This is a genomic window from Sphingomonas sp. GW822-FHT03G08 (genome assembly GCF_058801135.1).
In genome coordinates this window covers 1,214,267-1,237,113 of the sequence record NZ_JBXAMZ010000001.1, presented here as the reverse complement: position 1 = coordinate 1,237,113, position 22,847 = coordinate 1,214,267, and the positions used below count along the sequence as shown (strand labels likewise).

Sequence of the window (22,847 nt, the reverse complement as noted above, 5' to 3'; positions counted from 1 at the left end):
AGGGCAGGAACCGCATGATCACCGCAAATCGCCGCCAGCTGCTCGCCGGGGCCGGCACCATCGCGCTTGGCTCCGCGCTTCCGCGTGCCGCCGTCGCCCAGGGCGCCGCGCCCGGCAAACCCAATCTGTTCGTCGGCACCGGTGGGCATGGCCACACCTTCCCGGGTGCCTCGCTGCCCTTCGGCATGGCGCAGTTGAGCCCGGATACCGACAATGCCCGCTGGGATGCCTGTTCGGGCTATCACCGCAGCGACACCTCGATCATGGGCTTCTCGCACACCCATCTATCGGGCACCGGCATCGGCGACATGCTTGACGTGCTGGTGGTGCCGACGCGCGGGCCGCTGCAGCTCGATCCCGGCACGCTCGAGAACCCGGACCTCGGCTATCGCCAGCGCTTCTCGGAGGAAGCGGCCGAGCCCGGCTATTACCGGGTGAAGCTGGAGAGCGGGGTGCTCGCCGAGCTGACGGTGACCGAACGCACCGGCCTGCACCGCTATCATTTCCCTTCAGGCGCCGGGCACATCCTGGTCGACTTCGCGCACATGATCCGCGACGTCTGGGACAAGGGCGTGACGCTCGACAATGCCTCGCTCCAGCTTGACGCGAACGGCATGCTCACCGGCAGCCGCCGCGTGCACCGCTGGGCGAAGGGGCGGATGATCCACTTCGCGATGCAGCTGTCGCGCAAGCCCGACCGCGTCGAGTTCTTCGGCGACGACAACAAGCCGGCGGCCAAGGGCGCCCGGTCGATCGCCGGCAACCGGCTCAAGGTCGCCCTGTTCTTCGACGAGGCGGGCGGCGAGCCGATCCAGATCAAGACGGGCATCTCCGCGGTCGATGTCGCCGGCGCGAAGGCGGCGCTGGCGGGCGAGGCGCCGGGCTGGGACTTTGACGGCGCGGCGAGCAAGGCGCGGCGGCTCTGGGCGAAGGAGCTCGACCGCGTCCGCGTGGCGGGCGGCAGTGCGGACCAGCGCACGATCCTGGCGAGCGCGCTCTATCACTGCTTTCTCGCGCCGACGCTCTTCACCGATCGCGACGGCCGCTATGTCGGGATGGACCAGCAGGTGCATAAGGTGCCGGCGGGCGAGGCCTCGTTCAGCACCTATTCGCTGTGGGACACCTATCGCGCGCTGCATCCGCTGCTCACTTTGGTGCAGCCCGATCGCGCTGCCACCTTCACCCGCGACCTGATCCGCCAGACGCAGCAGAGCCCCTATGGCCCGCCGGTGTGGCAGCTCCAGGGGATCGAGACCGGCTGCATGATCGGCTGGCACTCGGTCTCCGTGCTGGCCGAGGCGCATGCCAAGGGCATCAAGGCCGATTACGCCGCCGCCTGGCCCAACATCCGCCGGCGCGCCTTCGATCGCACCTTCAAGGACAGCGACGGCTCGCTGGGCCGCGGCTACTATTACGACCTCGGCTATATCCCCGCTGACAAGATCTGGGAGTCGGTCAGCCGCACCCAGGAATATGCCTATGACGACTGGGCGATGGCAGTGCTCGCCGATGCCGCGGGCGCCAGGGACGACGCGGCGGCGCTGCGCAAGCGCAGCCTCAACTATCGCAACGTACTCGATGCCTCGACGCGCTTTGCCCGGCCGAAATTCTCGGACGGGAAGTGGTGGGCGGCCTATGATCCGATCCAGATCGGCCATGATCCCAAGCTGCACCGCGACTATACCGAGGCGAATGGCTGGCAGGCGACCTTCCTCAACCAGCATGACGTGCACGGCCTGATCGCGCATTTCGGCGGCGATGCCGCGTTCGTCGAGAAGCTCGACGCGCTGTTCAACGCGCCCTCAACGCTGCCGGAGAATGCGCCGCCCGACATCTCGGGTCTGGTCGGCCAGTATGCGCACGGCAACGAGCCCAACCACCATGTCGCCTATCTCTACGCCTATGCCGGCGCCCCGGCGAAGACCCAGGCGATGGTGCGCCGCCTGTGCCTCGAGATGTACAGGAACGATCCCGACGGCGAGATCGGCAATGACGATTGCGGCCAGATGAGCGCGTGGTTCGTCTTCTCGGCGCTGGGCTTCTATCCGGTCGATCCGGTCAGCGCGCTCTATGTGTTCGGCTCGCCGCTATTCGACCGCGTCGAGGTCGATCTGGGCGGCGGCAGGACGCTACGCGTGCTCGCCAACGGCAACGGCGCCGACCGCCCGTACATTCAGTCGGTGCGCTGGAACGGCAAGCCCTGGACGAAGAACTGGATCGCCCATGCCGAGCTAGCGAAGGGCGGTGAGCTGGTGTTCGAAATGGGCGACAAGCCGTCCAGCTTCGGCACCGCCAGGGCCGATCGCCCGCCCTCGTTCGGGCGCACCGGTTAGGGCGTATCGCCACTCACTCTTCCGGCGAGCAGCTAAACCAACCGCCGCATCTGGACGTCGGCCAGCCTAGGCGTCGATTCCGTCCATCTCCGCATCGGCGCTGCCTTGCGCCTTCCACAGGGCGCCCGGCTTGGGCAGCAGGAAGTGGCTGAACGGCAGGATCGCGGCACCGACGGCGGGCGCGTCTTCCGACAAAGCGGCGCGGGCGACCGGCGCCACCGCCGGCAGTTGCGGCGCCCGCTCACGCATCAGCGCGTCGGTGCGGGCCGCCAGCGCATCGAGCTGCGCGGTGGGCAGGCGCCCGCCGAGCAGCACGACCGCGGGGTTGATCAGGCAGTTCACCGCATCGAGCGGCACCGTCAGCTGGTGTGCCGCGCGCTCGGTCCAGTCGGCGATGCAATGCTGCACCGATGCCTCCGGCGTCCGGCCGCGGGCGTCGGCCAGGCTGTGCCCCGCCGCCTCGAGGCTGCGGGTCAGGCCGGAGAGCGACACCAGGCTCTGGATCTGCTCGCCGGTCTCGCCCTGCGCGCGCATGAAGCCCAGCTCGCCGCTGCGCCCGTCCGCGCCGCGGATATAGGTGCCGTCGATCACCAGGCCGCCGCCCAAGCCCGAGGACAGCAGGATGTAGAAGAAGCTGTTGTTGCTCTGGCCGTGGCCGAGCTGCATCTCGCCCATCGCGGCGGCGGCGGCGTCGTTCTCGACGAACACCGGCAGGTTGAACGGCTCGTCGAACAGCGCGGCGATGTCCGTCTGTTCCCAATCGGCATAGTTGGCCGGACGCCCCGGCAGGTCGACCAGCCCAAGATCGTCGGGCATCGCCACGCCCAGCCCGACCACCTTGGCCACGTCGACATCCGCCCGGCGCAGCATGTTCTTGATCGAACGGCGATAGAGCGCGCGGACCTGGCCGGGCAGGGCGAAATCGACCTCCTCGGTGGTGCGGGTCAGCGTCTCGCCGGAGAAGTCGACCAGCACGATGGTAATGTGATCGCGGTCGATGTTGACGCCGATCGAGTAGCAGGCGTCGCGCTTCACCACCAAAGCGGTCGGCGGCTGCCCGCGACCCCCGCGGCGCTGGCCGGCTTCCTCGATCAGCCCGTCCTGGAGCAGGCGCTTGGTGATGTTGGCGATCGCCGGGCCGGTGAGCCCGGTGATCCGCGCCAGCTCGACGCGGGTCAGCGGCCCGAGCACGCGGATCGCGTGCAGGGTCACGCGCTGGTTGTGATCGGCGGCACGTTCGAGATTGGTACCGGAAAGGCGCGGCCTGGCGCGGCGGGCACTGCTTGTCATGCCAAGCTCATCTCCATCACGTGCCCTCATTTCCCTTCGAGCGTTCCTTCCAGCCGCTCGAGCGAAATGCCGCGCGTTTCAGGGAAGTATCGCCATACTATGACAAACTGCACCAGCATTGCACCGGCGAACAGCCAGAAAGGCAAGGCCTGCGTATATTGCGCGACGATCGGGAAGCCGAAAGCGAGAAGCGCGTTCATTCCCCAATGGGTCGCGCTGCCGATCGCCTGGCCGCGGGCGCGCACCGCGGTGGGGAAGATCTCCGACAGATAGACCCAGATCACCGCGCCCTGCGAGACCGCGAAGAACAGGATGAAGGCGATCAGCGCCGGCAGCAGGAACATCTGTCCCTGACCCAGCGTGTAGATCGTCGCGACGGCGGCGAGCGCCAGCGCCGTGCCGATCGCGCCGATCAGCAGGAGAAGCTTGCGGCCGACCCGGTCGATCACCGCCAGTCCGAGCAGGGTGGCAAGCAGGTTGGCGACGCCGATCGCCACCGCCTGCAGGTCCGCCGACACCGCGCTGAACCCGGCGGCGGCGAAGATATCGCCCAGATAATAGAGGATCGCGTTGATGCCCGACAGCTGGTTGAACAGCGCCAGCGCGAACGCGAGCAGGATCGGGCGGCGGTGGAGCGCCCAGCTGAGCCGGGCGGCGCTGCCCGGTATGGCCGCCGCGGTGAACTGGGGGAGGAGCGTTTCGGGATCGCCCATCCGCAGCGTGCGGATCGCGTTGCCCGCCTCGGTGAGGCGGCCGCGCTGCGCCAGCCAGCGCGGGCTGTGCGGGATGCGCAGGAGCAGCAGCAGGAAGAGCAGGGCCGGGGCCGCCGCCACGGCCAGCTTCACGCGCCAGGCGAGCTCGCCGTCGATCGCGCGGGCGATCAGGAAGTTGCTCACATAGGCGGCGAGGATGCCGATCACGATGCTGAGCTGGAACAGGCCGACCAGTGCCCCGCGCCGCTCGGCCGGGCTGACCTCGGCGATATAGACCGGCGCCAGCACCGAAGAGCCGCCGATCGCGAGCCCGCCGATGAACCGGAAGGCGACGAGCATCGCCAGGCTGCCCGCCGCCGCCGACCCGATCGCCGAGAGGATATAGGCGCCGGCGATCCAGTAGAGCATCGTGCGGCTGCCGAAGCGGTCGCCCGGTGGTCCCGCGCCCAGTGCGCCCACCAGGGTGCCGACCAGTGCGGCGGACACGGCCGCGCCCAGTTGGGCCGGGCTCAAATGGAAACTGTGCCGCAAGGCGTCAGTAACGCCGGCGATCACCGCCGTGTCGAAACCGAACAACAGGCCGCCCAGGCTGGCGGCGCCCACGGCCGATCGATTGAGCGTGCTCGCTCCCTTATCCATCGCAGACCCCTCTCCGGATCATTGAATTATCTAATTTGAAATATTAATGCAGCGGAAGCGCGTGACAAGAGACTCGTATAGATACGTGCCAAGTTATTGATGGGAGAGGGGAATGCAGTCGCTATCTGGTCCGTGCGCAGCAGCGTGGACGCTCTCGGCGTGACGATTCCCGATGGAAAGTCGACGCTTCGGGCCGGAATCGAGCTAGGCGGAACCAAGTGCGTCTGCACGCTGGCGAGCGGTCCGGACGACATTCGCGACCAGCGCACCGTGCCGACCACCCGGCCGGATGAGACGCTGCCGGCGATCCTCGCGATCCTGCGCGAATGGGATGCGGCGCACGGCTTTGCCGCGCTCGGGATCGCCTCTTTCGGCCCGATCGACATCAATCCGCAATCCGCCACCCATGGCCAGATCCTGGCGACGACCAAGGCGGCATGGCCGGGCACCGACGTGCTCGGCATCCTGTCGGCGCCCTTCGATGTGCCCGTCGGGTTCGATACCGACGTGAACGGTGCGGCGCTCGCCGAGATGGCCTGGGGCTGCGCGCGGGGGATGGACGACTTCGCCTATGTGACCGTGGGCACCGGCGTGGGGGTCGGCCTCGTCGTGCACGGCCTGCCGACGCGCGGCTTCGCGCATAGCGAGCTTGGCCATATCCGGGTGCCGCGGCTGCCCGGCGACGACCTGCCGAGCTTCTGCAGCTTCCACGATGATTGCGTGGAGGGCCTGGCCTCGGGCTCGGCGCTGAAGCTGCGCCTGGGCGGCCGATCGGTCGGCGAAGTGGCGGAGGATGATCCCGTCTGGGCGCCGATCGCCCACACGCTGGCCATGATGTGCCATGCGATCGTCTCTTCCACCGCGCCGCATCGCATCGCGATCGGCGGCGGCGTGGTGACCGGCCAGTCGCATTTGCTCGGCCGGATCGAAGCGGCGCTCCGTGCCAGCCTCAACGGCTATATGACGCTGCCGGACGACGGGCCGTACATCGTGGCGCCTGCGCTGGGCGACAAGGCGGGGCCGCTTGGCGCCATCGCCGTCGCCGACCTCGCGCTTGCGAAGGCAGCCGCTGCCAGCTGAGTGGGCCGGGGCGGCCTTTGGCGGCCGCCCGCAAGCTCCCGTCGATAGCCGTTCTGAGCCTGTACTTCGTGTACTTTCGATCTCAGAGCGCCACGCCGAACCCGCGTCCGATCGCCCGGACGCGGCCGATCAGCGGCGAGATCAGGCGGTCCGGGTCGCTGGCGGGCAGGTGGACGCTCTCCGGCAACACGCCCATCGCCTGGCGCATCGTCACCGCGCCCTGGCGCAGCGCGGGTCGGGCGATCAGCCACCAGAGCCGGGCATGCTCGCCGTCCACTTCGATCCGCTCCTGGGGGGTGAGCGGGGTGCGGGCGACATGGTCGGCGTGGAGCGCCGCCAGGATGCGCGACAGCCGGCCCAACGTCTCCAGGTCGGGGGCCGGGTCGCGCTGCATGAAATAGCGCACGACGAGCGCGGCGTTCGCAGCTGCCTCGTCGCCGAACACCGGCAGATAGCGCTCCGTCAGCACCCGGCCGGCGCTGGCCGCCATCATCTCGGCAAAGCGCTTGGAAGCGCCGCCGGGGTGGCAGCGATAGAGGAGCTGGGCCTCGTCGAGCCGGGCGATCTGCCCGAAGCGGCCGAGCCGGTGATAGAGGTCGAAGTCCTCGGCATAGCGGGCCTGGGGGCGCTCGAAGGGATCGAGCAGCCGCGCGGCCTCGGCGCGGAACATGACGGTGGACCAGACCAGCGGGTTCTGGGTGAGCAGCAACCAGTCGATCATCGCCGGGGTAAGCGGGCGGTCGCCGGGCCAGGGGCTGACAATGCCGTTCTCGAGGAACTCGGCGGCGGTGCCGACCAGCACGGTACCGGGATTGGCGTCGAGATAGCCGACCTGGGTAGCGAAGCGGCCGGGTTTGCAGAGATCGTCCTGGTCGAGCCCCGCGATGTAGCGTCCGCGCGCCGCGGCGAAGCCGATATTGCGGGCGACGACCGGGCCACCATTGGTCTCGGCATGGAGCACGGTGATGCGCGGGTCGGTCAGCGTGGCGAGCAGGGCGCGCGTGTCGTCGGTCGAGCAATCGTCGACGATCACCAGCTCCCAGTCGCTGAAGTCCTGGGCGAGGACGGAGTCGATCGTCGCGCCGATCCAGGCCGCGCCGTTATAGGCGGGCATGACGACCGAGACAGTGGGAGCAGGCAGTCCGTTCACGCGGCGAGGCTCACGCTCTGCCCGAGCAGCTGGTCGACGATGAGTTGGCCGACATCGTTCTGCCACTGCCACAGGCCATTGGCCTTGCCCTTGAAGCTCTTCTCGCCGCCGAGGCGCCCTTCGGGGACGAAGCCGGCGGCGAGGCCGATGCCATAGGCGCCGGGGATCGGCTGGCCCTCGGCATCGGTGACGCGGCAAAGCTGGTCGGCGAGGCGCGGGCGGCCGGGCGCATGGGCGCTGAGTGCGATGCGCTGGCCCTCGGCATCGAGCAGCGGCAGTGCGTGCGGGCGATAGCCGAGCGCGGCGACGACAACGTCCGCCTCGGCGAGGATGCGGCTGGTCTCCGGGTCGGGACGGGCGATCTGCTGCAGCCGGACGCGCGGATCGGGCGTGCGCCCGCCGATGCGGAGCATGCGCAGGACCAGCTCGCGCGCCTCGAGCCGGAAGCCGGCGAGGCGATAGACGAAGCCGGAAAGCGAACAGATGTCGTCCGGGCCGAAATCGGTGAAGCCGTCTTCCCGGGCGGCCTCGGCCGAGGGGTACCAGGGGCGGAGCTCCTCGCGGTGGAGCAGGCTCAGGCTCTCTGCGCCGAACGGGATGTCGGACTTGAGCAGCAGGACGGCGGAGGCGATGGCCGAGGTGGAGGCGCCGATGATCGCGATCCTGGGCGCGCGCTTGCCGGCGATGCGGGTGCGCAGCCGGTCCATGCCGCCGGTGCGCAGCATGTCGTCGCACAGCATAAGCCGCTCGCTGACCAGTTCGCCGAGCGGCGTGTCGGCGACGGGTGCGGCGGCGATGTCGCTGGCCGACTGGTAGCCGCCAGTGGCGATGACGATGTTCTCGGACAGCAGTTCGCGTTCGGCGCCGGTGGCGCGATTGCGAATGCGGGTGCGCCACAGGCCGATGGCGCAGCGGCGGCTGTCGATGACCTCATGGCCGGTCAGCACTTGGCCGCCGGCTTCCGTCACAACAGCGCCGACGCGCTGGCCCATCGCTTCGAGGAACGGGCCGGTGCGGTGCAGCGGCACGCCGAGCTTGCCGATATAAGCGGCGATCTCGCGGGCGGCGGGGTGGTCCATCAGCGCGGCGATGCTCGGCTCGGGATTGTCCTTTACCGCACTGAGAAAGGTCTCGGCGGTGCTGTCCGACGTGATGGCATAGCCCGGCAGCTCGCCGGCGCCGAGGCAATCGCCGCGCTCGACCAGGGCGAGGCCGGCGCCAAGCTCGCGAAGCTTGCCCTTCTTGCTGGCCGAAATGAGGAAGGCCACGCCTGCTGGACCACCGCCGATCAGCACGGTGTTGAGGATGGGCTCGGGCGCGGACGGCACGACGATGCGCGGCTTGCGCAGCGCGGCATGCAATGCGTCGCAGATGGTGGCGACGTCGCTTCCGCTCATCCGGTCGGTGACCGGGAGCGAGAGCATGCGAGCGGAGAGATCGTCGGCGACCGGAGTCGGTCCGGTGATGCAGGCTTCGCGGAAATAGGGCTGCTGGCCGATGTGCGGGCTGAAATAATGGCCGGAGCCGATACCCTGTTCGGCCAGGCTGGCCATGACCGCGGTGCGGTCCGTCCCCGCCGGGAGCAGCATCGGCATGAACTGCGCGACCTGCCTGCGGGCATGGCTGCGCTGGAAGGTGACGATGTCGCCGAGTTGCTCGCGATAGGCGCGGTCGAGCGCTGCGCGGTGCTCGGCCACGGCATCGATCTCGCCCAGCTTGGCGCGGGCCATCAGGCCGAGCAGCTCGGGAAGCTTGGCGTTGATGCCTTCCTGCGTCGCGGTGCGCGGTGCGCCGAAGCCGAAATTCTGCATGCGGCGCAGGATCTGGATGCGGTCCGGATCGGCGCTGTAGATCAGCCCGCCTTCCGCCGTGGCGAAGGTCTTGGTGGCGTGCATCGAGAAGACGCAGGTGAGACGGCTGCCGGTCCCGAAGCCGCGGCCCATGGCGTCGAGGCTGCCGAGCGAGGCGGCGGCATCGACCACCACGCCGACATTGTGGTGTTCGGACAGGGCCTCGTAATAGCCCAGATCGATGCCGGTGCCGAAGGTGTCGTAGGGTATGACTACCGCCACTCCCTCGCCGTGCCGGGCGAGCTCGGCTTCGATGGCGGTTGCTGATGCGGCCCAGTCCTTCGGGTCGCTGTCGACCAGGATCGGGGTGAGCCCCGCCCAGATTGCTGCATGCGCCGTGGCGGCGAAGGTGAAGGCCGGGACCAGGGCGTAACGGCCGGATCTGCCGGCTTTGGCCTCGCGGATCGCCAGCAACAGGCCCAGCGTCGCATTCGAGACTGCCAGTGCCAGTCCCTCGCCACCAAACAATTGGGCCACGGCCCGGCGCTCGAAATCGCGGACGATGGGGCCGCCGTTGCTGAAATAGCCGCTTGCCTCAAGCGCGCGCAGCTCTTCGGCCATTTCACTCAGCCGTGGCGGCTGTGGAGCGATCAGCGGTAGTTTCAGCATAGGTCCCTCATCCCCGATGCGGAACTATGCCTGCACGTCTCCTAAGATTAGGTAAGTCGCTTCAACGCGACCAGCTCACGGTCCAGCGCCTGCAAGAAATTCGAGCGGTCCGCGCTAGAGAAGGGATTCGAACCCCCGACCTGATCGCCGCCCGCACGCAGGTCCGCCATGATCGCGCGGGTGGCAATTGCCGCGCCGATCGAGTTCGCGGTGAAGGGCTTGCCGTTCGGGGAAAGCACCTTCGCGCCTGCCTTCAAGGCGCGATCCGCCAGCAGGATATCGGAGGTGATGACCACCGACCGCGCATCCGCGGCTTCCGCGATCCAGTCATCGGCGGCGTCGAAGCCGTCGCTGACCACCTGGCGGCTGACCAGCGGATGCTGGGGCACGCGCAGCCACGAATTGCTCACGATCACCACCGGCACCTCGTGGCGCCAGGCGACCTTGTAGACCTCGTCCTTCACCGGGCAGGCGTCGGCGTCGACGAGGATCCTCACCGGTGCGAGGGACCCCGGGCCGGCGGCGCCTTGCGATAGGGCCGGGGCTGATGCCGCGGCGCGCCCGGGCCACCCGGACCCCCGGCAGGACGGTTCGGACCGTTACGCTGCGGACGGGCACCCTGTGCCGGCGGCGCATCCGACGCCTCGATGCGGACGTCCTCGTCACCCTCGGCGGTGCGCGCCACGGCGGCCATGAACTTGCTCGCCAGCGCGCGCGGGATCTGGAACGCGGTCTCGTTCGGCCCGATGCGGATCGCGCCGACTTCGTTCTTGGTGATGTGCCCGCGACGGCAGATCAGCGGCAGCACCCAGCGCGGATCGGCATTCTGGCGGCGACCGATATCCATGCGGAACCAGGCGACGTCGTCAAAGCCCGGACGATGCTGCCCGGCCTGGCGCTCCTCGCGGCGATCGCCCTGGCTGCTGAGCTCCTCGGGCGCCGGCATTGAAGCACGGTGCGCGCGGACGAGCGCGGCGGCGATCTCGGCGGGCGTGCGCTCGGCGAGGAGGCGCTCGGCGATGGCGGCATCCTCCTCGTCGATCTCGACGGGGGCGAGCAGCGCGGCGATCAGGCGCTCGCGATCCTGGGCGCGGATCGCCTCGGGGCTCGGCACCTCGGTCCACTCGACCGGGATGCGGGCGCCCTTGAGCATCGATTCGACGCGGCGACGGCGCTGATAGGGGACGATGAGCACCGCAGTGCCCTTCTTGCCGGCACGGCCGGTGCGGCCCGAGCGGTGCTGGAGCGTCTCGGCATCGCGCGGCAGCTCGACGTGGATCACCAGCGTTAGCGTCGGCAGGTCGATGCCGCGCGCGGCGACGTCGGTGGCGACGCAGACCCGGGCACGCTGATCGCGCAGCGCCTGGAGCGCATGGTTGCGCTCGTTCTGGCTATGCTCGCCCGACAGCGCCACGGCGGAGAAGCCGCGCTCGACCAGCGTGGCGTGCAGGTGGCGGACATTGTCGCGCGTCGCGCAGAACAGGATCGCCGTCTCCGCTTCGTGGAAGCGCAGCAGGTTGATCACCGCATGCTCGATGTCCGACGGGCTGACGGTGACCGCCTGATAGCTGATGTCGCCGTGGCCACGATCCTCGCCGACGGTCGAGATGCGCAGCGCGTCGTTCTGGTAGCGCTTGGCCAGCGCCACGATCGGCTTGGGCATGGTCGCCGAGAAGAGCAGGGTGCGGCGGGTGTCGGGCGCGCCATCGAGGATCGCCTCGAGATCGTCGCGGAAGCCCATGTCGAGCATCTCGTCGGCCTCGTCGAGGACGACGGCGCGCAGCGCGGTGAGGTCGAGCGCGCCGCGCTCGAGATGGTCGCGCAGGCGCCCCGGGGTGCCGACGACGATGTGCGCGCCGTAGCTGAGCTGGCGGCGTTCCTTGGCGGCGTCCATGCCGCCGACGCAGGTGGCGATGCGCGCACCGGTGGGGCCATAGAGCCAGATCAGCTCGCGGCTCACCTGGAGCGCCAGCTCACGGGTGGGGGCGATGATCAGCGCGTGCGGCTCCCGCGTCGGGATGATGCGGCCATCCTCGCCGAGCAGCTCGGGGTGCATGGCGAGGCCGAAGGCCACGGTCTTGCCCGAGCCCGTCTGGGCGGAGACGATGAGGTCGCGGCCGGCGGCTTCCGGTTCGATGACGGCGGCCTGGACGGCGGTGGGCGCGGCATAACCACGCGCTGCGAGCGCTTCGGCGAGAAGCGCAGGGAGATCGGCAAATGACATGAGACCCCGCACATGGGCTCGCAAAGGCCGTATCGCAAGGGAAAAGAGGGTTGATTTGTCTCGACGTGGCTTTGTGTCGTCGCGTGACGGGGGTGCGCAACTTAATGGCGGGATTGCGGGGTTTTTGGTTGCGCTATCATTTCGTCATCCCCGCGAAGGCGGCGATCCGTTGGCGCTGAGCTGGTTGAGACTCGCTCCGGCCAGCCGGAATGGATCCCCGCCTTCGCGGGGAAAAGTGGGGGTGGCGTCGGGTTTTCTTGCTCCCCTCCCTGCAAGGGAGGGGTTGGGGGTGGGTGGCGAGCGTAGCGAGCTCGGCGCGACGGTATGGAAGGAAGAAAAGGCCGGGCATCGAGCCCGGCCTTTTCAAACCCACCCCTAGCCCCTCCCTTGCAGGGAGGGGAATGATTGGGAGGATCTGGTTTAGATCAGCGCCTTCACCGCATCCGCCAGGCTGGTCGTGGGGTGGCCGGTCAGCTTCGACAGCACCCGGCCGTCGTCGAACAGCGCGCCCTGGGCGATCTCGACATCCCAGCCTGCGAGCATCTCGGCGAAGGGGGCGGGGACGCCGGCGCCGGTTAGGGCAGCCGCGTACTCGGCCGGGGCGAGGTTGTGGAAGGGGATGTCGCGGCCGGTCTGGCGCGAGATCTCGGCGGCGAGGTCGGCCAGGGTGAAGGCGGTGTCGCCGGCCAGCTCGTAGATCGTGTTCTCGTGGCCGGTGCCGGTGAGCACGGCGACCGCGGCATCGGCATAGTCCGCGCGGGCGGCCGCGGCGATGCGGCCCTGGCCGGCGGCGCCGATCAGCGCGCCGTGCGCGACCGCGGCCTGCACGCCGGCGGCATAATTCTCGGTGTACCAGCCGTTGCGCAGGAAGGTGTAGGGGATGCCCGAGGCAGCGATCGCCTTTTCGGTGAAGAGATGCTCGCCCGCCAGGCTGAGCCTGCTCGTGTCGGCACGCAGCAGGCTGGTGTAGACGATGCGGCCGACGCCGGCCTGCTTCGCGGCTTCGATCACGGCGGCGTGCTGGGCCTCGCGCTTGCCGACCTCGCTCGACGAGATCAGCAGCAGCGTGTCGATGCCGGCAAGGGCGGCGGCGAGGGTCTCGGGCTGGTTATAGTCGAAGGCGCGGGCGGGGACGCCGAGATCGGCGGCCTTTTCGGGGCTGCGGACCAGTGCGACGATCTGGTCGGCGGGCAGCTTTGCCTTGAGCTTCTCGACAGTGAGGCGGCCGAGCTGGCCGGTGGCTCCGGTGATGGCGATGGTCATGTGTCCGTTCCTTCTTGGCGGGTGACGGACATCCAGATATTGGCCTTGCTTACTATTCGTAAGTACATACATTCAGGTAAGTATGGAAAAAAGTCCGGAGCCCTTCTCGACCCGCGTGCGCCGTGGCGCATTGCTCGAGCGCAACTGCCCGTCGCGCGAGGTGCTGAAGCATATCTCCAGCCAATGGGGCGTGTTGATCCTGATCGTGCTGGAAGGCGGCACGCACCGCTTCAGCGAGCTGCGCCGCAAGGTGGACGGGGTGAGCGAGCGGATGCTGGCGCAAACGCTGCAATGGCTAGAAGGCGACGGGCTGGTCGAGCGGATCGCCTATCCGGTGGTGCCGCCGCATGTGGAATACAGCCTTACGCCGATCGGGCGCGAGGCAGCGGGGCATATCCGCGCGCTGGCCGACTGGATCGAAGTGCGGCTGCCGGACATCTGCGACGCGCAGGCGGCGAAGGTGGCGGCGGAGTAGGGGTGTTCATTATCCCCTCCTGGAGGGGGAGGATAAGAGGGACTGCGGCTCCTCGCTTCCCCGGCGTTCGCCGGGGAGCTGCTCGGGCCAGTGCGTGGCTTGTATCAAAGAAAGGGCGCCGGTTTCCCGGCGCCCTCCGTCATCAGAAGCTGGCCCAGTCGTCGCTGGAGGCCGGTGCCGCCGGCCGGGCAGTGGCGAGCGGCTTGACCGGGGAGACATAGCCGCGCTGCTTTTGCGGGCGCGACGGGACCTTGGCCGGGGTGCGGGCGCGGACGGTGGGGGCGCCGACGTCGAACTTGCCGGCCTGCTCGCTCAGCGCATCGACTTCGCTGCTCAGGTTGCGGGCAGCCGCCGAGGATTCCTCGACCATCGCGGCATTCTGCTGGGTCGACTGGTCCATCGTGTTGATCGCCAGGCTGATCTCGGTGATCGCGTTGGCCTGGGCCTGGTTGTCGCTGGCCATCTCGCCGAGCAGGGTGTGGACCTCAGCGACATCGCTCGAGATGTTGGCGAAGGCGCCGTCGACCTTCTGGACCATCTCCACCGCAGCGACGATGTCGGTCTGAGTGGCGGTAAGCTGATCGCGGGCGCGGCCGGCTTCCTCTTCGGCGCGCATCGCGAGCGCGCTGACCAGGTCGGCGACGACCGCGAAGCCGCGGCCCGCCTCGCCGGCGCGGCCGGCTTCGACCGCAGCGTTCATCGCGAGAACGCGCGTCTGGAAGGCGATCTTGTCGAGACCCTCGATGACGCTGTCGATGCCCTTGGCGCTTTCGCTGACCCGGGTCATCGCCTGCACGGCTTCCTCGGCGATCTCGCGGCCGCCCGAGACGGTGGCGATGGCGCCATCGGCGCGCTCGACGGTGCGGCCCGCGGCGGCGGCGGTTGCCTTGAGGCGGCCGTCCATCTGGCTGACCGCGGCAGTGGTCTGCTCGAGGCTGGAGGCGTTCGCCTCGGTACGGCGGGCAAGATCTTCAGAGGCCGAGGCGATCTCGGCCGAGCCGGTCTGGATCGTCTCGGCGCTCTGCATCACCGAGCCGATCAGGTCGCGCAGCGCGCCCAGCGCGGCGTTGAAATGGTCCTTGAGCTCGGCATAGCCGGCCGGGAAGCTGTCACCGATGTTCGCGGTAAGGTCGCCGCGGCTCAGCTGCTCGAGGCTGGCGCCGAGATGCGAAACGGCGATCGACTGCTCCTCCGCCTGGCGCTGCTGCTCGACCGCGTTGTCGCGGAAGGTGTGCATCGCCTTGGTCATGCGGCCGACGCAATCCTGATAGTTGGTGAACTCGATCGGGCTGTTGAGGTCGCCGGCGGCAAGCGCTTCCATGCGGACCACGGTGGCGACATAGGGATTGGCGATCGCGGCGCGGTAGCGGACGCACTGGATGGCGGCGCCGCCAATCAGCAGCGCGACCAGCGGCAGCGCGATCATCAGCGGCGCGAGGAACGCGACGAGGGCGACCAGCGTCATCACGCCGATCAGCGAACTGAATGCTACGTAGAGCTTGAGACGAATAGGTGCCGTGGCTTCAAACCAATGCATCGAAAGACCTCCTGAAGGTTCCAGAAGGCTCGAAGCCGGGAACCATGTCCCCGCGTGGTGCAAAGTCTGCACGATCGGGCAATGATCCCTTTGTAGAGGACACAATGGCGCAACATTCGTCATTGGCGAATATTTCAATACGTGAAAATACCGTAATAAAACCGCCACGATGGTGCGAACTGGCGGTTTCCGCTACGGAAACTGCGCAAAATTACCCGCAATATGTGATAAATCAGGCGGTTGGGGCGAGTGCCAGACCGGCCGCGCGGCCGCTCGCCCAGGCCCATTGGAAGTTGTAGCCGCCCAGCCACCCCGTAACGTCCACGGCTTCGCCGATCGCGTAGAGGCCGGGCAGCTTGCGGGCCTCCATCGTCTGCGAACTGAGTTCGGCGGTGCTGATCCCGCCGACGGTGACTTCGGCCTTGGCATAGCCTTCGGTGCCGTTCGGGCTGAAGCGCCAGTCGGCGAGGCGGCGGGCGGCGTCGTCGAGCTTGCGATCGGGGGTGTTGGCGAGCTCGGTGGCGAGGGCGAGCTTCTCGGCCAGCGCGTCGGCCAGGCGATCGGGCAGGGCTTCGCCGAGCAGCTTGCGCAGGGTGACGCGCGGGCGCGCACGCTTGGCGGCGAGCAGCCAGCCGGGCTCGGCTTGCGGCAGGAAGTCGATGCCGATGCTCTCGCCGTGGCGCCAGTAGCTGGAGACCTGGAGGATCGCCGGACCCGAGAGGCCGCGATGGGTGAACAGCGCGGCTTCGCGGAAGGCTGCCTTGCCGGCGCGGGCGATCACCTCGGTGGAGACGCCGGAGAGTTCGCGGAACAGCGCTTCCTCGCCGCTGAGGGTGAGGGGCACGAGGGCGGGGCGGGGCTCGACCACCTTGAGGCCGAAGCGGCGGGCGAGGTCATAGGCGAAGCTGGTGGCGCCGAGCTTGGGGATCGAGGGGCCGCCGGTGGCGATCACCAGCGCGGGCGCCTCGGCGGTGCGCTTGCCGCAGGTGATGCGGAAGCGGGCGTCGGCATGCTCGACCTGGGGGGCGTGGCCGAGCCAGAGCTCGACGCCGCCGCGCTCGCACTCGTCGAGGAGCATATCGACGATCTGGCGGGCCGAGCCGTCGCAGAAGAGCTGGCCGAGGGTCTTTTCGTGCCAGGCGATGCGGTGCGCCTCGACCAGGTCGAGGAACTCCTGCGCGGTGTAGCGGCCGAGCGCGGACTTCATGAAGTGCGGGTTCTGCGAGAGGTAGCGGTCGGGCGCGGTGCCGATATTGGTGAAGTTGCAGCGGCCGCCGCCGGAGATGAGGATCTTCTTGCCGGGCGCGTCGGCATGATCGACGAGCAGCACGCGCTTGCCCCGCTGGCCGGCGGTGAGCGCGCACATCAGCCCCGCGGCGCCGGCTCCCAGGATGATCGCGTCATACATGCGCTGCGCCTAGCAGGTGTTCAGGCTGCGGCAAGCGGCGGTGCGAGACGTTGCGGGTGCGAAAGGAGATTGGGGATGCATCTTCTGCTTGGCATGGCGCTGGTGGCGGCGCCCTTCGTCCAGGACGATCCGATCTGCGCGGACCTGCGGCGGCTGTCCGCCGCGGTGGGGGACGCGGAGGCCTATCAGGCGCTGTACCGCTCGGACTTCGCGCCGAAGCTGCTGCGGGGCTGCTTCCGCAGCGACGGCTATTTCTGCAGCCAGACCATGCTGCCGCCCGAGATCACCCACGAGACGATGGCGAAGCGGATCGCCACGTGCCTGCCGGGGGCGACGGTCAATGCGGGCGAGCCCTGGCCGGGGCTGGCGCGCAGCGTGGTCACCGGCGGCGGGCTGGTGTTCAAGCTCGAGGAAAGCGGCAGCGAGCGGGCCCATGTCGGGCGGATCTTGCGGATCGAGATCCGGCCCCAGCCCGCACCCTAGTGGAGCTTGGCGATGCTCAGCCCGTCGAGCTTGGCGCGCTCCTTCACCGATTCCTCGCTGCGGGTGAGCGCCTTCGCGATCGCCTTGAGGGCCATGCCCTTCTTGGCGAGGGTGTGGAGCTTCTGGATCTCGTCGGCGCGCCAGGGCTGGCGGTGACGCTCGAAACGTTCGGCCATTCTAGTCCTTCCTAAGCAAAGGGGCGGGCTCCGTCCGGAACCCGCCCCAAGCGCTTTCAGCGGCGGGGCATGCGCCCCGGCCCGGCTTACTTGACGTGCTTCGCGATGTGCTTGTTCATCTCGAACATCGTCACCTTGTCGGCGCCGAAGATCGGACGCAGCACGTCGTCAGCGAGGATCTCGCGCTTGTTCGCCGGGTTCTGCAGGTTGTTCTTCTTGATGTACTCCCACAGCTTGCTCACGATCTCGCTGCGCGGGAGGTCCGCAGTACCAACGATCTTGGCCAGCTCGGGCGAAGGGGTCACCGGCTTGGCGATGCCGCCGCGTGCTTTGGTCTCGGCCATAAAGTCTTCTCCTGTTCCTGCCCTGGACGGGCCATGCCTTCGTCTGCGCCAGCGGCTTGTGCGAACCGTTCCGCCGCCTTTTGCGCCTACGATGTTCCGTGGTGAGGGCGTTACTCCTCACCTGACAACCCTTTGATCGTGCCAAATCGCGTCTGTCTAGAGAGCAGATGCGCCGAGACGCCCCCTGAGAGCGACATTTTGGGGATAAGTCGGGTTAAACCGCCGGTAGGAGAGGGCAAAACGCCATGCTAAGGAGCGTTTTCACGGCAAAAGGGGAGAGCGGGATGCGCGTTCTGGTGGTTGGCGGATTGCTGATTCTGGCAGGCTGTGGCGGCAGCGGCACCACCGGCACCAACTATTCCGATCCGCCACCCATGGCCGAGATCGTCGCCACGCCGAGCCCCAAGGCCAGCGAGACGCCCGAGGCCGATGCCGCGGCGGTCAATGCGGCGGAGGCCACGGGCGAGGCCGATGAGGCGGTCACCAATAGCGACGCTACGGCAGTCACAAACGTAATGTGAGTGGACAAGGCGGCGCGGGCTTGTCTAAAGGCATGCCCAACATGATGACCCGCGCACTTCTCGGCCTGCGACTTATCCGCCCTTAGGGGCCGGACGCACATGCGCACGCCCCTAAGGGCACTTCACAATTGAAATCGAAGTCTCCAGCCGAGAGAGAGCTGTCATGTTGCGCGATCCGTCCATCAAGTACCGTCCCTTCCCCCAGGTAAACCTGCCCGGCCGCCAATGGCCGAGCCGTACCATCACCAAGGCGCCCCGCTGGCTGTCGACCGACATGCGCGACGGCAACCAGGCGCTGATCGACCCGATGGACGCGGAGAAGAAGACCCGCTTCTTCGAGCTGCTCTGCAAGGTGGGCGTGAAGGAGATCGAAGTCGGCTTCCCCAGCGCCGGCGCAACCGAGTTCGACTTCATCTCGGGCCTCGTCCAGCAGGACAAGATCCCCGACGACGTGATCGTCCAGGTGCTGACCCAGTCGCGCCAGGACCTGATCGAGACCAGCTTCCAGTCGCTCAAGGGCGCGAAGAAGGCGATCGTCCACCTCTACAACGCCGTCTCGCCGGCCTGGCGCCGCATCGTGTTCGGCATGAGCCGCGAGGAAATCAAGCAGATCGCCATCGCCGGCGCCAAGGTGCTGCGCGACGAGGCCGCCAAGCAGCCCGACACCGACTGGCATTTCGAATACAGCCCCGAGACCTTCTCGACCGCCGAGCTCGATTTCTCGGTCGAGGTCTGCGAGGCGGTGATGGACATCCTGCGGCCGACCACCGACAAGCCGCTGATCCTCAACCTGCCGGCGACGGTCGAGGCGGCGACGCCGAACATCTATGCCGACCAGATCGAGTGGTTCTGCCGCAACATCCGCAGCCGCGACACCGTCGTCATCAGCCTGCACACGCATAACGACCGCGGCACCGGTGTTGCCGCGTCGGAGCTGGGCCTGCTCGCGGGCGCGGACCGTGTCGAGGGCTGCCTGTTCGGAAACGGCGAGCGCACCGGAAATGTCGACCTGGTGACGCTGGCCCTCAACATGTACACGCAAGGCGTTGATCCGGGCCTGGATTTCTCGAACATCGACGAGGTGATCCAGACGGTCGAATATTGCAACCAGATCCCCGTCCACCCGCGCCATCCCTATGCCGGCGACCTGGTGTTCACCGCCTTCTCGGGCAGCCACCAGGACGCGATCAAGAAGGGCTTCGCGGCGCAGGAAGCGCGCAACGACGAATTCTGGGACGTGCCGTACCTGCCGATCGATCCCAAGGACCTGGGCCGCGACTATGAGGCGGTGATCCGGGTGAACTCGCAGTCGGGCAAGGGCGGCGTCGCCTGGGTGCTCGAGCAGGACAAGGGCCTCAAGCTGCCCAAGCGCATGCAGGCCGATTTCTCGCGCCATGTGCAGGCGCTGGCCGACGAGACCAGCCGCGAGCTCAACGCCGCGGACATCTGGGGCCGGTTCGAGCAGACCTATCTGCCGGGCGAGAAGGACCGCTTCGTGCTCGAGGATTATGAGGAGACCGGCGCCGCCGGGCAGCGCGTGTTCGTCGGCCGTATCGCGGTGGACGGCGAGACGCGTTCGATTTCCGGGCGCGGCAACGGCCTGATCTCGGGCGTGATCGACGCGCTTGCCGGCACCACCGGCCCGGCGCTCGACGTGGTCGACTATAGCGAGCACGCGATCGGCCACGGCGCCGATGCGCAGGCCGCCGCCTATGTCGAATGCCGCACCGCCGATGGGCGCACGGTGTTCGGCGTGGGGATCGACGCGGACATCGCCACCGCTTCGGTGCGCGCGGTGCTCAGTGCGGCGAACAGGGCCTGAGCGAACTCAGTCCCCTTCGCGGTCCTTGTCTTCCCCGAGAGTGATCAGCGCGATCGCTTCGTCGATCTTGCCCTCGTCGATCAGGGTGATCACTTCTCGCGGGATGTTCCGGTCGCGGCGGCGGTGCGGTGCAAAGGCAATCGGCTGGAGCAGGTCCCGGGCAGTGGCGGCGTCGCGCTCGATAAGCTTCTGCCGCGCCGCCGCGTGGCGGATGTCACGGCTTTCCGGCGCCAGCACCGCCGCGCGTAGCAGCGCATTGACTGCCCCGGCGCTGGGCTTTTCTTTTGCTGCGACGAAGCTCGAATAATAGAGATAGAGGGGCATCACGGCGTTGGGATCGGCGCGATTGGCCTTGAGGAACCAGCTTCGTGCTGTGCTCCATGCCTTGGCATCGGCTGGCTTGACGCTCGCGGCGCGCTCGCTGGCGATCATGCCCTTGCGGACCAGTGCATCGATGCCGTTCGGCTGGATAGCAAGTGCGCGATCCGCGGCTGCGTCGGCTCGATCGAGACGGCCGGCATATTGCTCGATCTCTGCCAGTTGGGTCTGCACCACGGCATCGTCCGGGTAGCGGCTGGCGATCTTCGCCGCAGTCATCGCGGTTCCCAATCGATAATTCCTGGCGATGCCGTCCTTGATGAGAAGATAGCTTGGCAGGATCTCCGCCGCGCCTGGCGAATATGGGGTGATGGTGACGTTTAGCGGGGCAGCGGGCGGCGGGATCCGCAGCGGCGCGGCCAGCGTACCCTTTCGATAGGATTCCAGTTCGTCCCGCAGCGTATCGAGGTTGCCGAACGCCTGCTGCGCGGCAGCGTAGCTACGCGCGCCCTTGTTCATCGCCGCGAGATAGCTAGCCAACTGGCCCTTACGCTGTGGTCCCAACATGAGATAGTTGGTGAGCAACCAGCCGCGACCGTAAAGAAGGTCCATGTCGTCCGGATAGCCATAGGTATCCGGTTCGAAGAGCTGCTTCATCCCCAAACCGCCGTTACGCAGGCCTTCGGCGCGATAGTTGGCGGGATAGCCGATGATCAGCGAGCCATCCTTCTCGAACGACGCATTGGCGTTGAACTCGGCAAAGCCTTCCGAATACCAGAAGGGATAGGCGAGCGGGAAATTCGAATACATGAAATGATGACTATATTCGTGACGCAGGAGGGTCTGCGTACTCCACCCACCGATCTGCGACTTCTGGTCCACCTTCGGAACATATTGGGTGAGGATGAACGAGCCGGTCGCGCGAGGGCTGTAATAGGCCACGGTGAGGCCGCAGCGGCAGGTCTCGGCGAAAAGCTGCTGCGGCAGGGCATAGACATGGATCGGCCGCGATCGCCGATCGGACGTGTCGGTTACGCCGTAAAGCAACTGCAGTGCGTGATCGAACTGCTCGAGCCGGAGTGCGAAGGCTCGCGCATCTTCCTCGCTGGCATCGACCGTAAGGACGAAATGATCGGTACGGGCGTCGAGCCAAGTGGCGTTGGCCATAGCCGGCGCGAGAAGCGACACAGCCAGCGAAAAGATCACAGCAAAGATCCGCATCCAATCCCCCCGAAGCGAATTTCCCGGCGATATCCTCCAATCGCATGACTTCGCAACTGCTCCCTGCCTTTGCGAAACTTGCATCGGAGGAAACGAGAGGGATCGGATGACAATATGTTATTCGGCCACTTACCGGCTCGGATCGATCAGGTATTTCTCGCCGGTCGCCTTCTTCGCATAGGCCTGCACCACTGCCGGATCGAGCGCTTCGGCGAGCGAGATCGTCTGGGTGTAGGTGCTGGCGAAGGTGGTGGTCAGCTCGGCGGCGACGCGGGCGCGCAGGCGCAGCGTGCCTTCGAGGCCGAGCTTCATCAGGAAGGGCGTGACCAGGAAGCCGCTGACTCCCCAGGCCAGGCCATAGCCGCGATCGAGCTCGGTCGGCGAGGTGTCGAGCATGCCGTAGATATAGACCTGCTTCCAGGTCGAGGAGCCGTAGCGGCTATAAGCGGTGGCGGTGCGATTGGCCGCGGCTTCCATTGCGTGGAGGATCGAATTGACGATCTTGCCGCCGCCGATCGCATCGAAGGCGAGGGTGGCGCCGGTCTCGGCGATTGCGTCGGTGAGGGCTTCGCGGAAATCGGGGGCGCTGCTGTCGACGATGTACCTGGCGCCGATGTCGCGCAGGATTTGCGCCTGCGCTTCGCTGCGCACGATGTTCACCAGCGGCACGCCGTCCGCGATGCAGACGCGGTTGAGCATCTGGCCGAGGTTGGAGGCGGCGGCGGTGTGGACCAGCGCCTTATGGCCTTCCATCCGCAGCGTCTCGACCATCGACAGGGCGGTGAGCGGATTGACGAACATCGAAGCGCCGTCGGCGGCGGTGGCGCCTTCGGGGAGCGGGATGCAGTCGCGCGCGGCGATCTTGCGATACTGGGCGTACATCGCGCCGCCGAGCATGCCGACCTTCTTGCCGAGCAGGTTGGCGACGTTCGTGCCGGCCTCGACCACGGTGCCGGCGCCTTCATTGCCCACCGCCATCGACTGATCGAGCCGCGGCTTCATCGCGCCCATCCGGCCGGCGAGGATATCGGCGGTGAGGGTGGGGTGGTCCGGCGTGCCGCCGGCGGCGAGCGTGGCCATGTCGGCCGGGCCGAGCAGCAGCCCGAGATCGGACGGGTTGATCGGCGCGGCCTCGACCTTGACGATGACTTCGTCGGGGCCGGGAGCTTCCAGCGTCACGGGCTCGAGCGCGAGCGTGAGCTTGCCGTCGCTCGATACCGTGGAGCGAAGTTCGAGGCTGGTCAGCGGGGCCGTCATTGCACTCTCCTGTGGTCGATCGCGTCCGATCCGTATCGGGCCCCAGATATCGATCTTCCCGGCCGCGCGCAAAGCCGGCGCTGCGGGAAAATACGGAGGGCGATAAGGGGCTCGTTAACCCCTTTCCGGCCATG

19 protein-coding genes are annotated in these 22,847 nt (G+C 67.7%); 6 read left to right on the top strand and 13 right to left on the bottom strand.

Annotated features, from left to right (window positions below):
* Nucleotides 1-14 precede the first annotated feature (14 nt).
* A complete protein-coding gene (locus tag AC1RJ5_RS05550) occupies nucleotides 15-2,333 on the top strand; it encodes a GH92 family glycosyl hydrolase (RefSeq protein ID WP_493112149.1) in 2,319 nt (772 codons plus the stop codon).
* Nucleotides 2,334-2,399: 66 nt separating this feature from the next.
* Here the strand turns inward: AC1RJ5_RS05550 and AC1RJ5_RS05545 are convergent, their stop codons facing one another.
* Both AC1RJ5_RS05545 and AC1RJ5_RS05540 read right to left on the bottom strand, forming a co-directional pair.
* A complete protein-coding gene (locus AC1RJ5_RS05545) occupies nucleotides 2,400-3,623 on the bottom strand; it encodes an ROK family transcriptional regulator (RefSeq protein ID WP_269574763.1) in 1,224 nt (407 codons plus the stop codon).
* Between the two features lie 26 nt (nucleotides 3,624-3,649).
* Nucleotides 3,650-4,975, bottom strand: coding sequence for a sugar porter family MFS transporter (locus AC1RJ5_RS05540; RefSeq protein ID WP_493112147.1), 1,326 nt, complete (start codon nucleotides 4,973-4,975; stop codon nucleotides 3,650-3,652).
* A 132-nt stretch (nucleotides 4,976-5,107) separates the two neighbouring features.
* Here AC1RJ5_RS05540 and AC1RJ5_RS05535 point away from each other — a divergent pair, with 132 nt between their 5' ends.
* Nucleotides 5,108-6,055: an ROK family protein gene (locus AC1RJ5_RS05535; protein WP_493112145.1), complete on the top strand. Its 948-nt coding sequence runs from the start codon at nucleotides 5,108-5,110 to the stop codon at nucleotides 6,053-6,055.
* A gap of 82 nt (nucleotides 6,056-6,137) precedes the next feature.
* Here the strand turns inward: AC1RJ5_RS05535 and AC1RJ5_RS05530 are convergent, their stop codons facing one another.
* From AC1RJ5_RS05530 to AC1RJ5_RS05510, 5 genes are all read right to left on the bottom strand, one after another.
* Nucleotides 6,138-7,205 carry a glycosyltransferase family 2 protein gene (locus AC1RJ5_RS05530; RefSeq protein WP_493112143.1) on the bottom strand — a complete coding sequence of 356 codons (1,068 nt, stop codon included), beginning with the start codon at nucleotides 7,203-7,205 and terminating at the stop codon, nucleotides 6,138-6,140.
* Nucleotides 7,202-9,664 (bottom strand): aminotransferase class I/II-fold pyridoxal phosphate-dependent enzyme, encoded by a 2,463-nt coding sequence (locus AC1RJ5_RS05525; RefSeq protein ID WP_342249490.1) that lies wholly within the window; start codon nucleotides 9,662-9,664, stop codon nucleotides 7,202-7,204. The genes AC1RJ5_RS05530 and AC1RJ5_RS05525 overlap by 4 nt, the downstream gene beginning before the upstream one ends.
* Before the next feature lie 47 nt (nucleotides 9,665-9,711).
* The gene (locus AC1RJ5_RS05520; RefSeq protein ID WP_342249491.1) at nucleotides 9,712-10,161 is read right to left on the bottom strand and encodes a YaiI/YqxD family protein; all 450 of its coding nucleotides are present in this window, start codon (nucleotides 10,159-10,161) and stop codon (nucleotides 9,712-9,714) included.
* Nucleotides 10,158-11,888 (bottom strand): DEAD/DEAH box helicase, encoded by a 1,731-nt coding sequence (locus tag AC1RJ5_RS05515; protein ID WP_493112140.1) that lies wholly within the window; start codon nucleotides 11,886-11,888, stop codon nucleotides 10,158-10,160. The genes AC1RJ5_RS05520 and AC1RJ5_RS05515 overlap by 4 nt, the downstream gene beginning before the upstream one ends.
* A gap of 420 nt (nucleotides 11,889-12,308) precedes the next feature.
* Nucleotides 12,309-13,151 (bottom strand): SDR family oxidoreductase, encoded by an 843-nt coding sequence (locus AC1RJ5_RS05510; RefSeq protein ID WP_493112138.1) that lies wholly within the window; start codon nucleotides 13,149-13,151, stop codon nucleotides 12,309-12,311.
* Between the two features lie 82 nt (nucleotides 13,152-13,233).
* On the opposite strand from AC1RJ5_RS05510, the gene AC1RJ5_RS05505 reads away from it, so the two are divergent.
* Nucleotides 13,234-13,626 carry a winged helix-turn-helix transcriptional regulator gene (locus AC1RJ5_RS05505; RefSeq protein ID WP_269574770.1) on the top strand — a complete coding sequence of 131 codons (393 nt, stop codon included), beginning with the start codon at nucleotides 13,234-13,236 and terminating at the stop codon, nucleotides 13,624-13,626.
* A 142-nt stretch (nucleotides 13,627-13,768) separates the two neighbouring features.
* Here the strand turns inward: AC1RJ5_RS05505 and AC1RJ5_RS05500 are convergent, their stop codons facing one another.
* Both AC1RJ5_RS05500 and AC1RJ5_RS05495 read right to left on the bottom strand, forming a co-directional pair.
* Nucleotides 13,769-15,163 (bottom strand): methyl-accepting chemotaxis protein, encoded by a 1,395-nt coding sequence (locus AC1RJ5_RS05500; protein WP_493112136.1) that lies wholly within the window; start codon nucleotides 15,161-15,163, stop codon nucleotides 13,769-13,771.
* Between the two features lie 232 nt (nucleotides 15,164-15,395).
* Entirely contained in the window at nucleotides 15,396-16,571 is a 1,176-nt protein-coding gene (locus AC1RJ5_RS05495; protein WP_493112134.1) for a BaiN/RdsA family NAD(P)/FAD-dependent oxidoreductase, read from the bottom strand.
* A 75-nt stretch (nucleotides 16,572-16,646) separates the two neighbouring features.
* On the opposite strand from AC1RJ5_RS05495, the gene AC1RJ5_RS05490 reads away from it, so the two are divergent.
* Entirely contained in the window at nucleotides 16,647-17,054 is a 408-nt protein-coding gene (locus tag AC1RJ5_RS05490; protein WP_269574773.1) for a hypothetical protein, read from the top strand.
* On the opposite strand, the gene AC1RJ5_RS05485 is transcribed toward AC1RJ5_RS05490, so the two are convergent.
* Together AC1RJ5_RS05485 and AC1RJ5_RS05480 are read right to left on the bottom strand one after the other, a co-directional pair.
* Nucleotides 17,051-17,230, bottom strand: coding sequence for a hypothetical protein (locus AC1RJ5_RS05485; RefSeq protein WP_184167798.1), 180 nt, complete (start codon nucleotides 17,228-17,230; stop codon nucleotides 17,051-17,053). The genes AC1RJ5_RS05490 and AC1RJ5_RS05485 overlap by 4 nt on opposite strands.
* Before the next feature lie 86 nt (nucleotides 17,231-17,316).
* On the bottom strand, nucleotides 17,317-17,574 hold the full coding sequence (locus AC1RJ5_RS05480; RefSeq protein ID WP_184167796.1) for an SWIB/MDM2 domain-containing protein: 258 nt from the start codon (nucleotides 17,572-17,574) through the stop codon (nucleotides 17,317-17,319).
* A 284-nt stretch (nucleotides 17,575-17,858) separates the two neighbouring features.
* Between AC1RJ5_RS05480 and AC1RJ5_RS05475 the strand changes: the two genes are divergently transcribed.
* Complete coding sequence (locus tag AC1RJ5_RS05475; RefSeq protein ID WP_493112131.1) at nucleotides 17,859-18,095, top strand: hypothetical protein; 237 nt, start codon at nucleotides 17,859-17,861, stop codon at nucleotides 18,093-18,095.
* A gap of 163 nt (nucleotides 18,096-18,258) precedes the next feature.
* On the top strand, nucleotides 18,259-19,917 hold the full coding sequence (gene leuA, locus AC1RJ5_RS05470) for a 2-isopropylmalate synthase (protein ID WP_493112129.1): 1,659 nt from the start codon (nucleotides 18,259-18,261) through the stop codon (nucleotides 19,915-19,917).
* A 6-nt stretch (nucleotides 19,918-19,923) separates the two neighbouring features.
* Here the strand turns inward: leuA and AC1RJ5_RS05465 are convergent, their stop codons facing one another.
* Entirely contained in the window at nucleotides 19,924-21,540 is a 1,617-nt protein-coding gene (locus AC1RJ5_RS05465) for a hypothetical protein (RefSeq protein ID WP_493112127.1), read from the bottom strand.
* Nucleotides 21,541-21,585: 45 nt separating this feature from the next.
* Nucleotides 21,586-22,713 carry a zinc-binding dehydrogenase gene (locus tag AC1RJ5_RS05460; protein WP_493112125.1) on the bottom strand — a complete coding sequence of 376 codons (1,128 nt, stop codon included), beginning with the start codon at nucleotides 22,711-22,713 and terminating at the stop codon, nucleotides 21,586-21,588.
* Between the last annotated feature and the right edge of the window lie 134 nt (nucleotides 22,714-22,847).

Coding starts and splice junctions, on each gene's coding strand:
- AC1RJ5_RS05550 (WP_493112149.1), top strand. CDS start 15: ATGATCACCGCAAATCGCCGCCAGCTGCTCGCCGGGGCCGGCACCATC.
- AC1RJ5_RS05545 (WP_269574763.1), bottom strand. CDS start 3,623: ATGACAAGCAGTGCCCGCCGCGCCAGGCCGCGCCTTTCCGGTACCAAT.
- AC1RJ5_RS05540 (WP_493112147.1), bottom strand. CDS start 4,975: ATGGATAAGGGAGCGAGCACGCTCAATCGATCGGCCGTGGGCGCCGCC.
- AC1RJ5_RS05525 (WP_342249490.1), bottom strand. CDS start 9,664: ATGCTGAAACTACCGCTGATCGCTCCACAGCCGCCACGGCTGAGTGAA.
- AC1RJ5_RS05515 (WP_493112140.1), bottom strand. CDS start 11,888: ATGTCATTTGCCGATCTCCCTGCGCTTCTCGCCGAAGCGCTCGCAGCG.
- AC1RJ5_RS05510 (WP_493112138.1), bottom strand. CDS start 13,151: ATGACCATCGCCATCACCGGAGCCACCGGCCAGCTCGGCCGCCTCACT.
- AC1RJ5_RS05505 (WP_269574770.1), top strand. CDS start 13,234: ATGGAAAAAAGTCCGGAGCCCTTCTCGACCCGCGTGCGCCGTGGCGCA.
- AC1RJ5_RS05500 (WP_493112136.1), bottom strand. CDS start 15,163: ATGCATTGGTTTGAAGCCACGGCACCTATTCGTCTCAAGCTCTACGTA.
- AC1RJ5_RS05495 (WP_493112134.1), bottom strand. CDS start 16,571: ATGTATGACGCGATCATCCTGGGAGCCGGCGCCGCGGGGCTGATGTGC.
- AC1RJ5_RS05490 (WP_269574773.1), top strand. CDS start 16,647: ATGCATCTTCTGCTTGGCATGGCGCTGGTGGCGGCGCCCTTCGTCCAG.
- AC1RJ5_RS05485 (WP_184167798.1), bottom strand. CDS start 17,230: ATGGCCGAACGTTTCGAGCGTCACCGCCAGCCCTGGCGCGCCGACGAG.
- AC1RJ5_RS05480 (WP_184167796.1), bottom strand. CDS start 17,574: ATGGCCGAGACCAAAGCACGCGGCGGCATCGCCAAGCCGGTGACCCCT.
- AC1RJ5_RS05475 (WP_493112131.1), top strand. CDS start 17,859: ATGCGCGTTCTGGTGGTTGGCGGATTGCTGATTCTGGCAGGCTGTGGC.
- leuA (WP_493112129.1), top strand. CDS start 18,259: ATGTTGCGCGATCCGTCCATCAAGTACCGTCCCTTCCCCCAGGTAAAC.
- AC1RJ5_RS05465 (WP_493112127.1), bottom strand. CDS start 21,540: ATGCAAGTTTCGCAAAGGCAGGGAGCAGTTGCGAAGTCATGCGATTGG.
- AC1RJ5_RS05460 (WP_493112125.1), bottom strand. CDS start 22,713: ATGACGGCCCCGCTGACCAGCCTCGAACTTCGCTCCACGGTATCGAGC.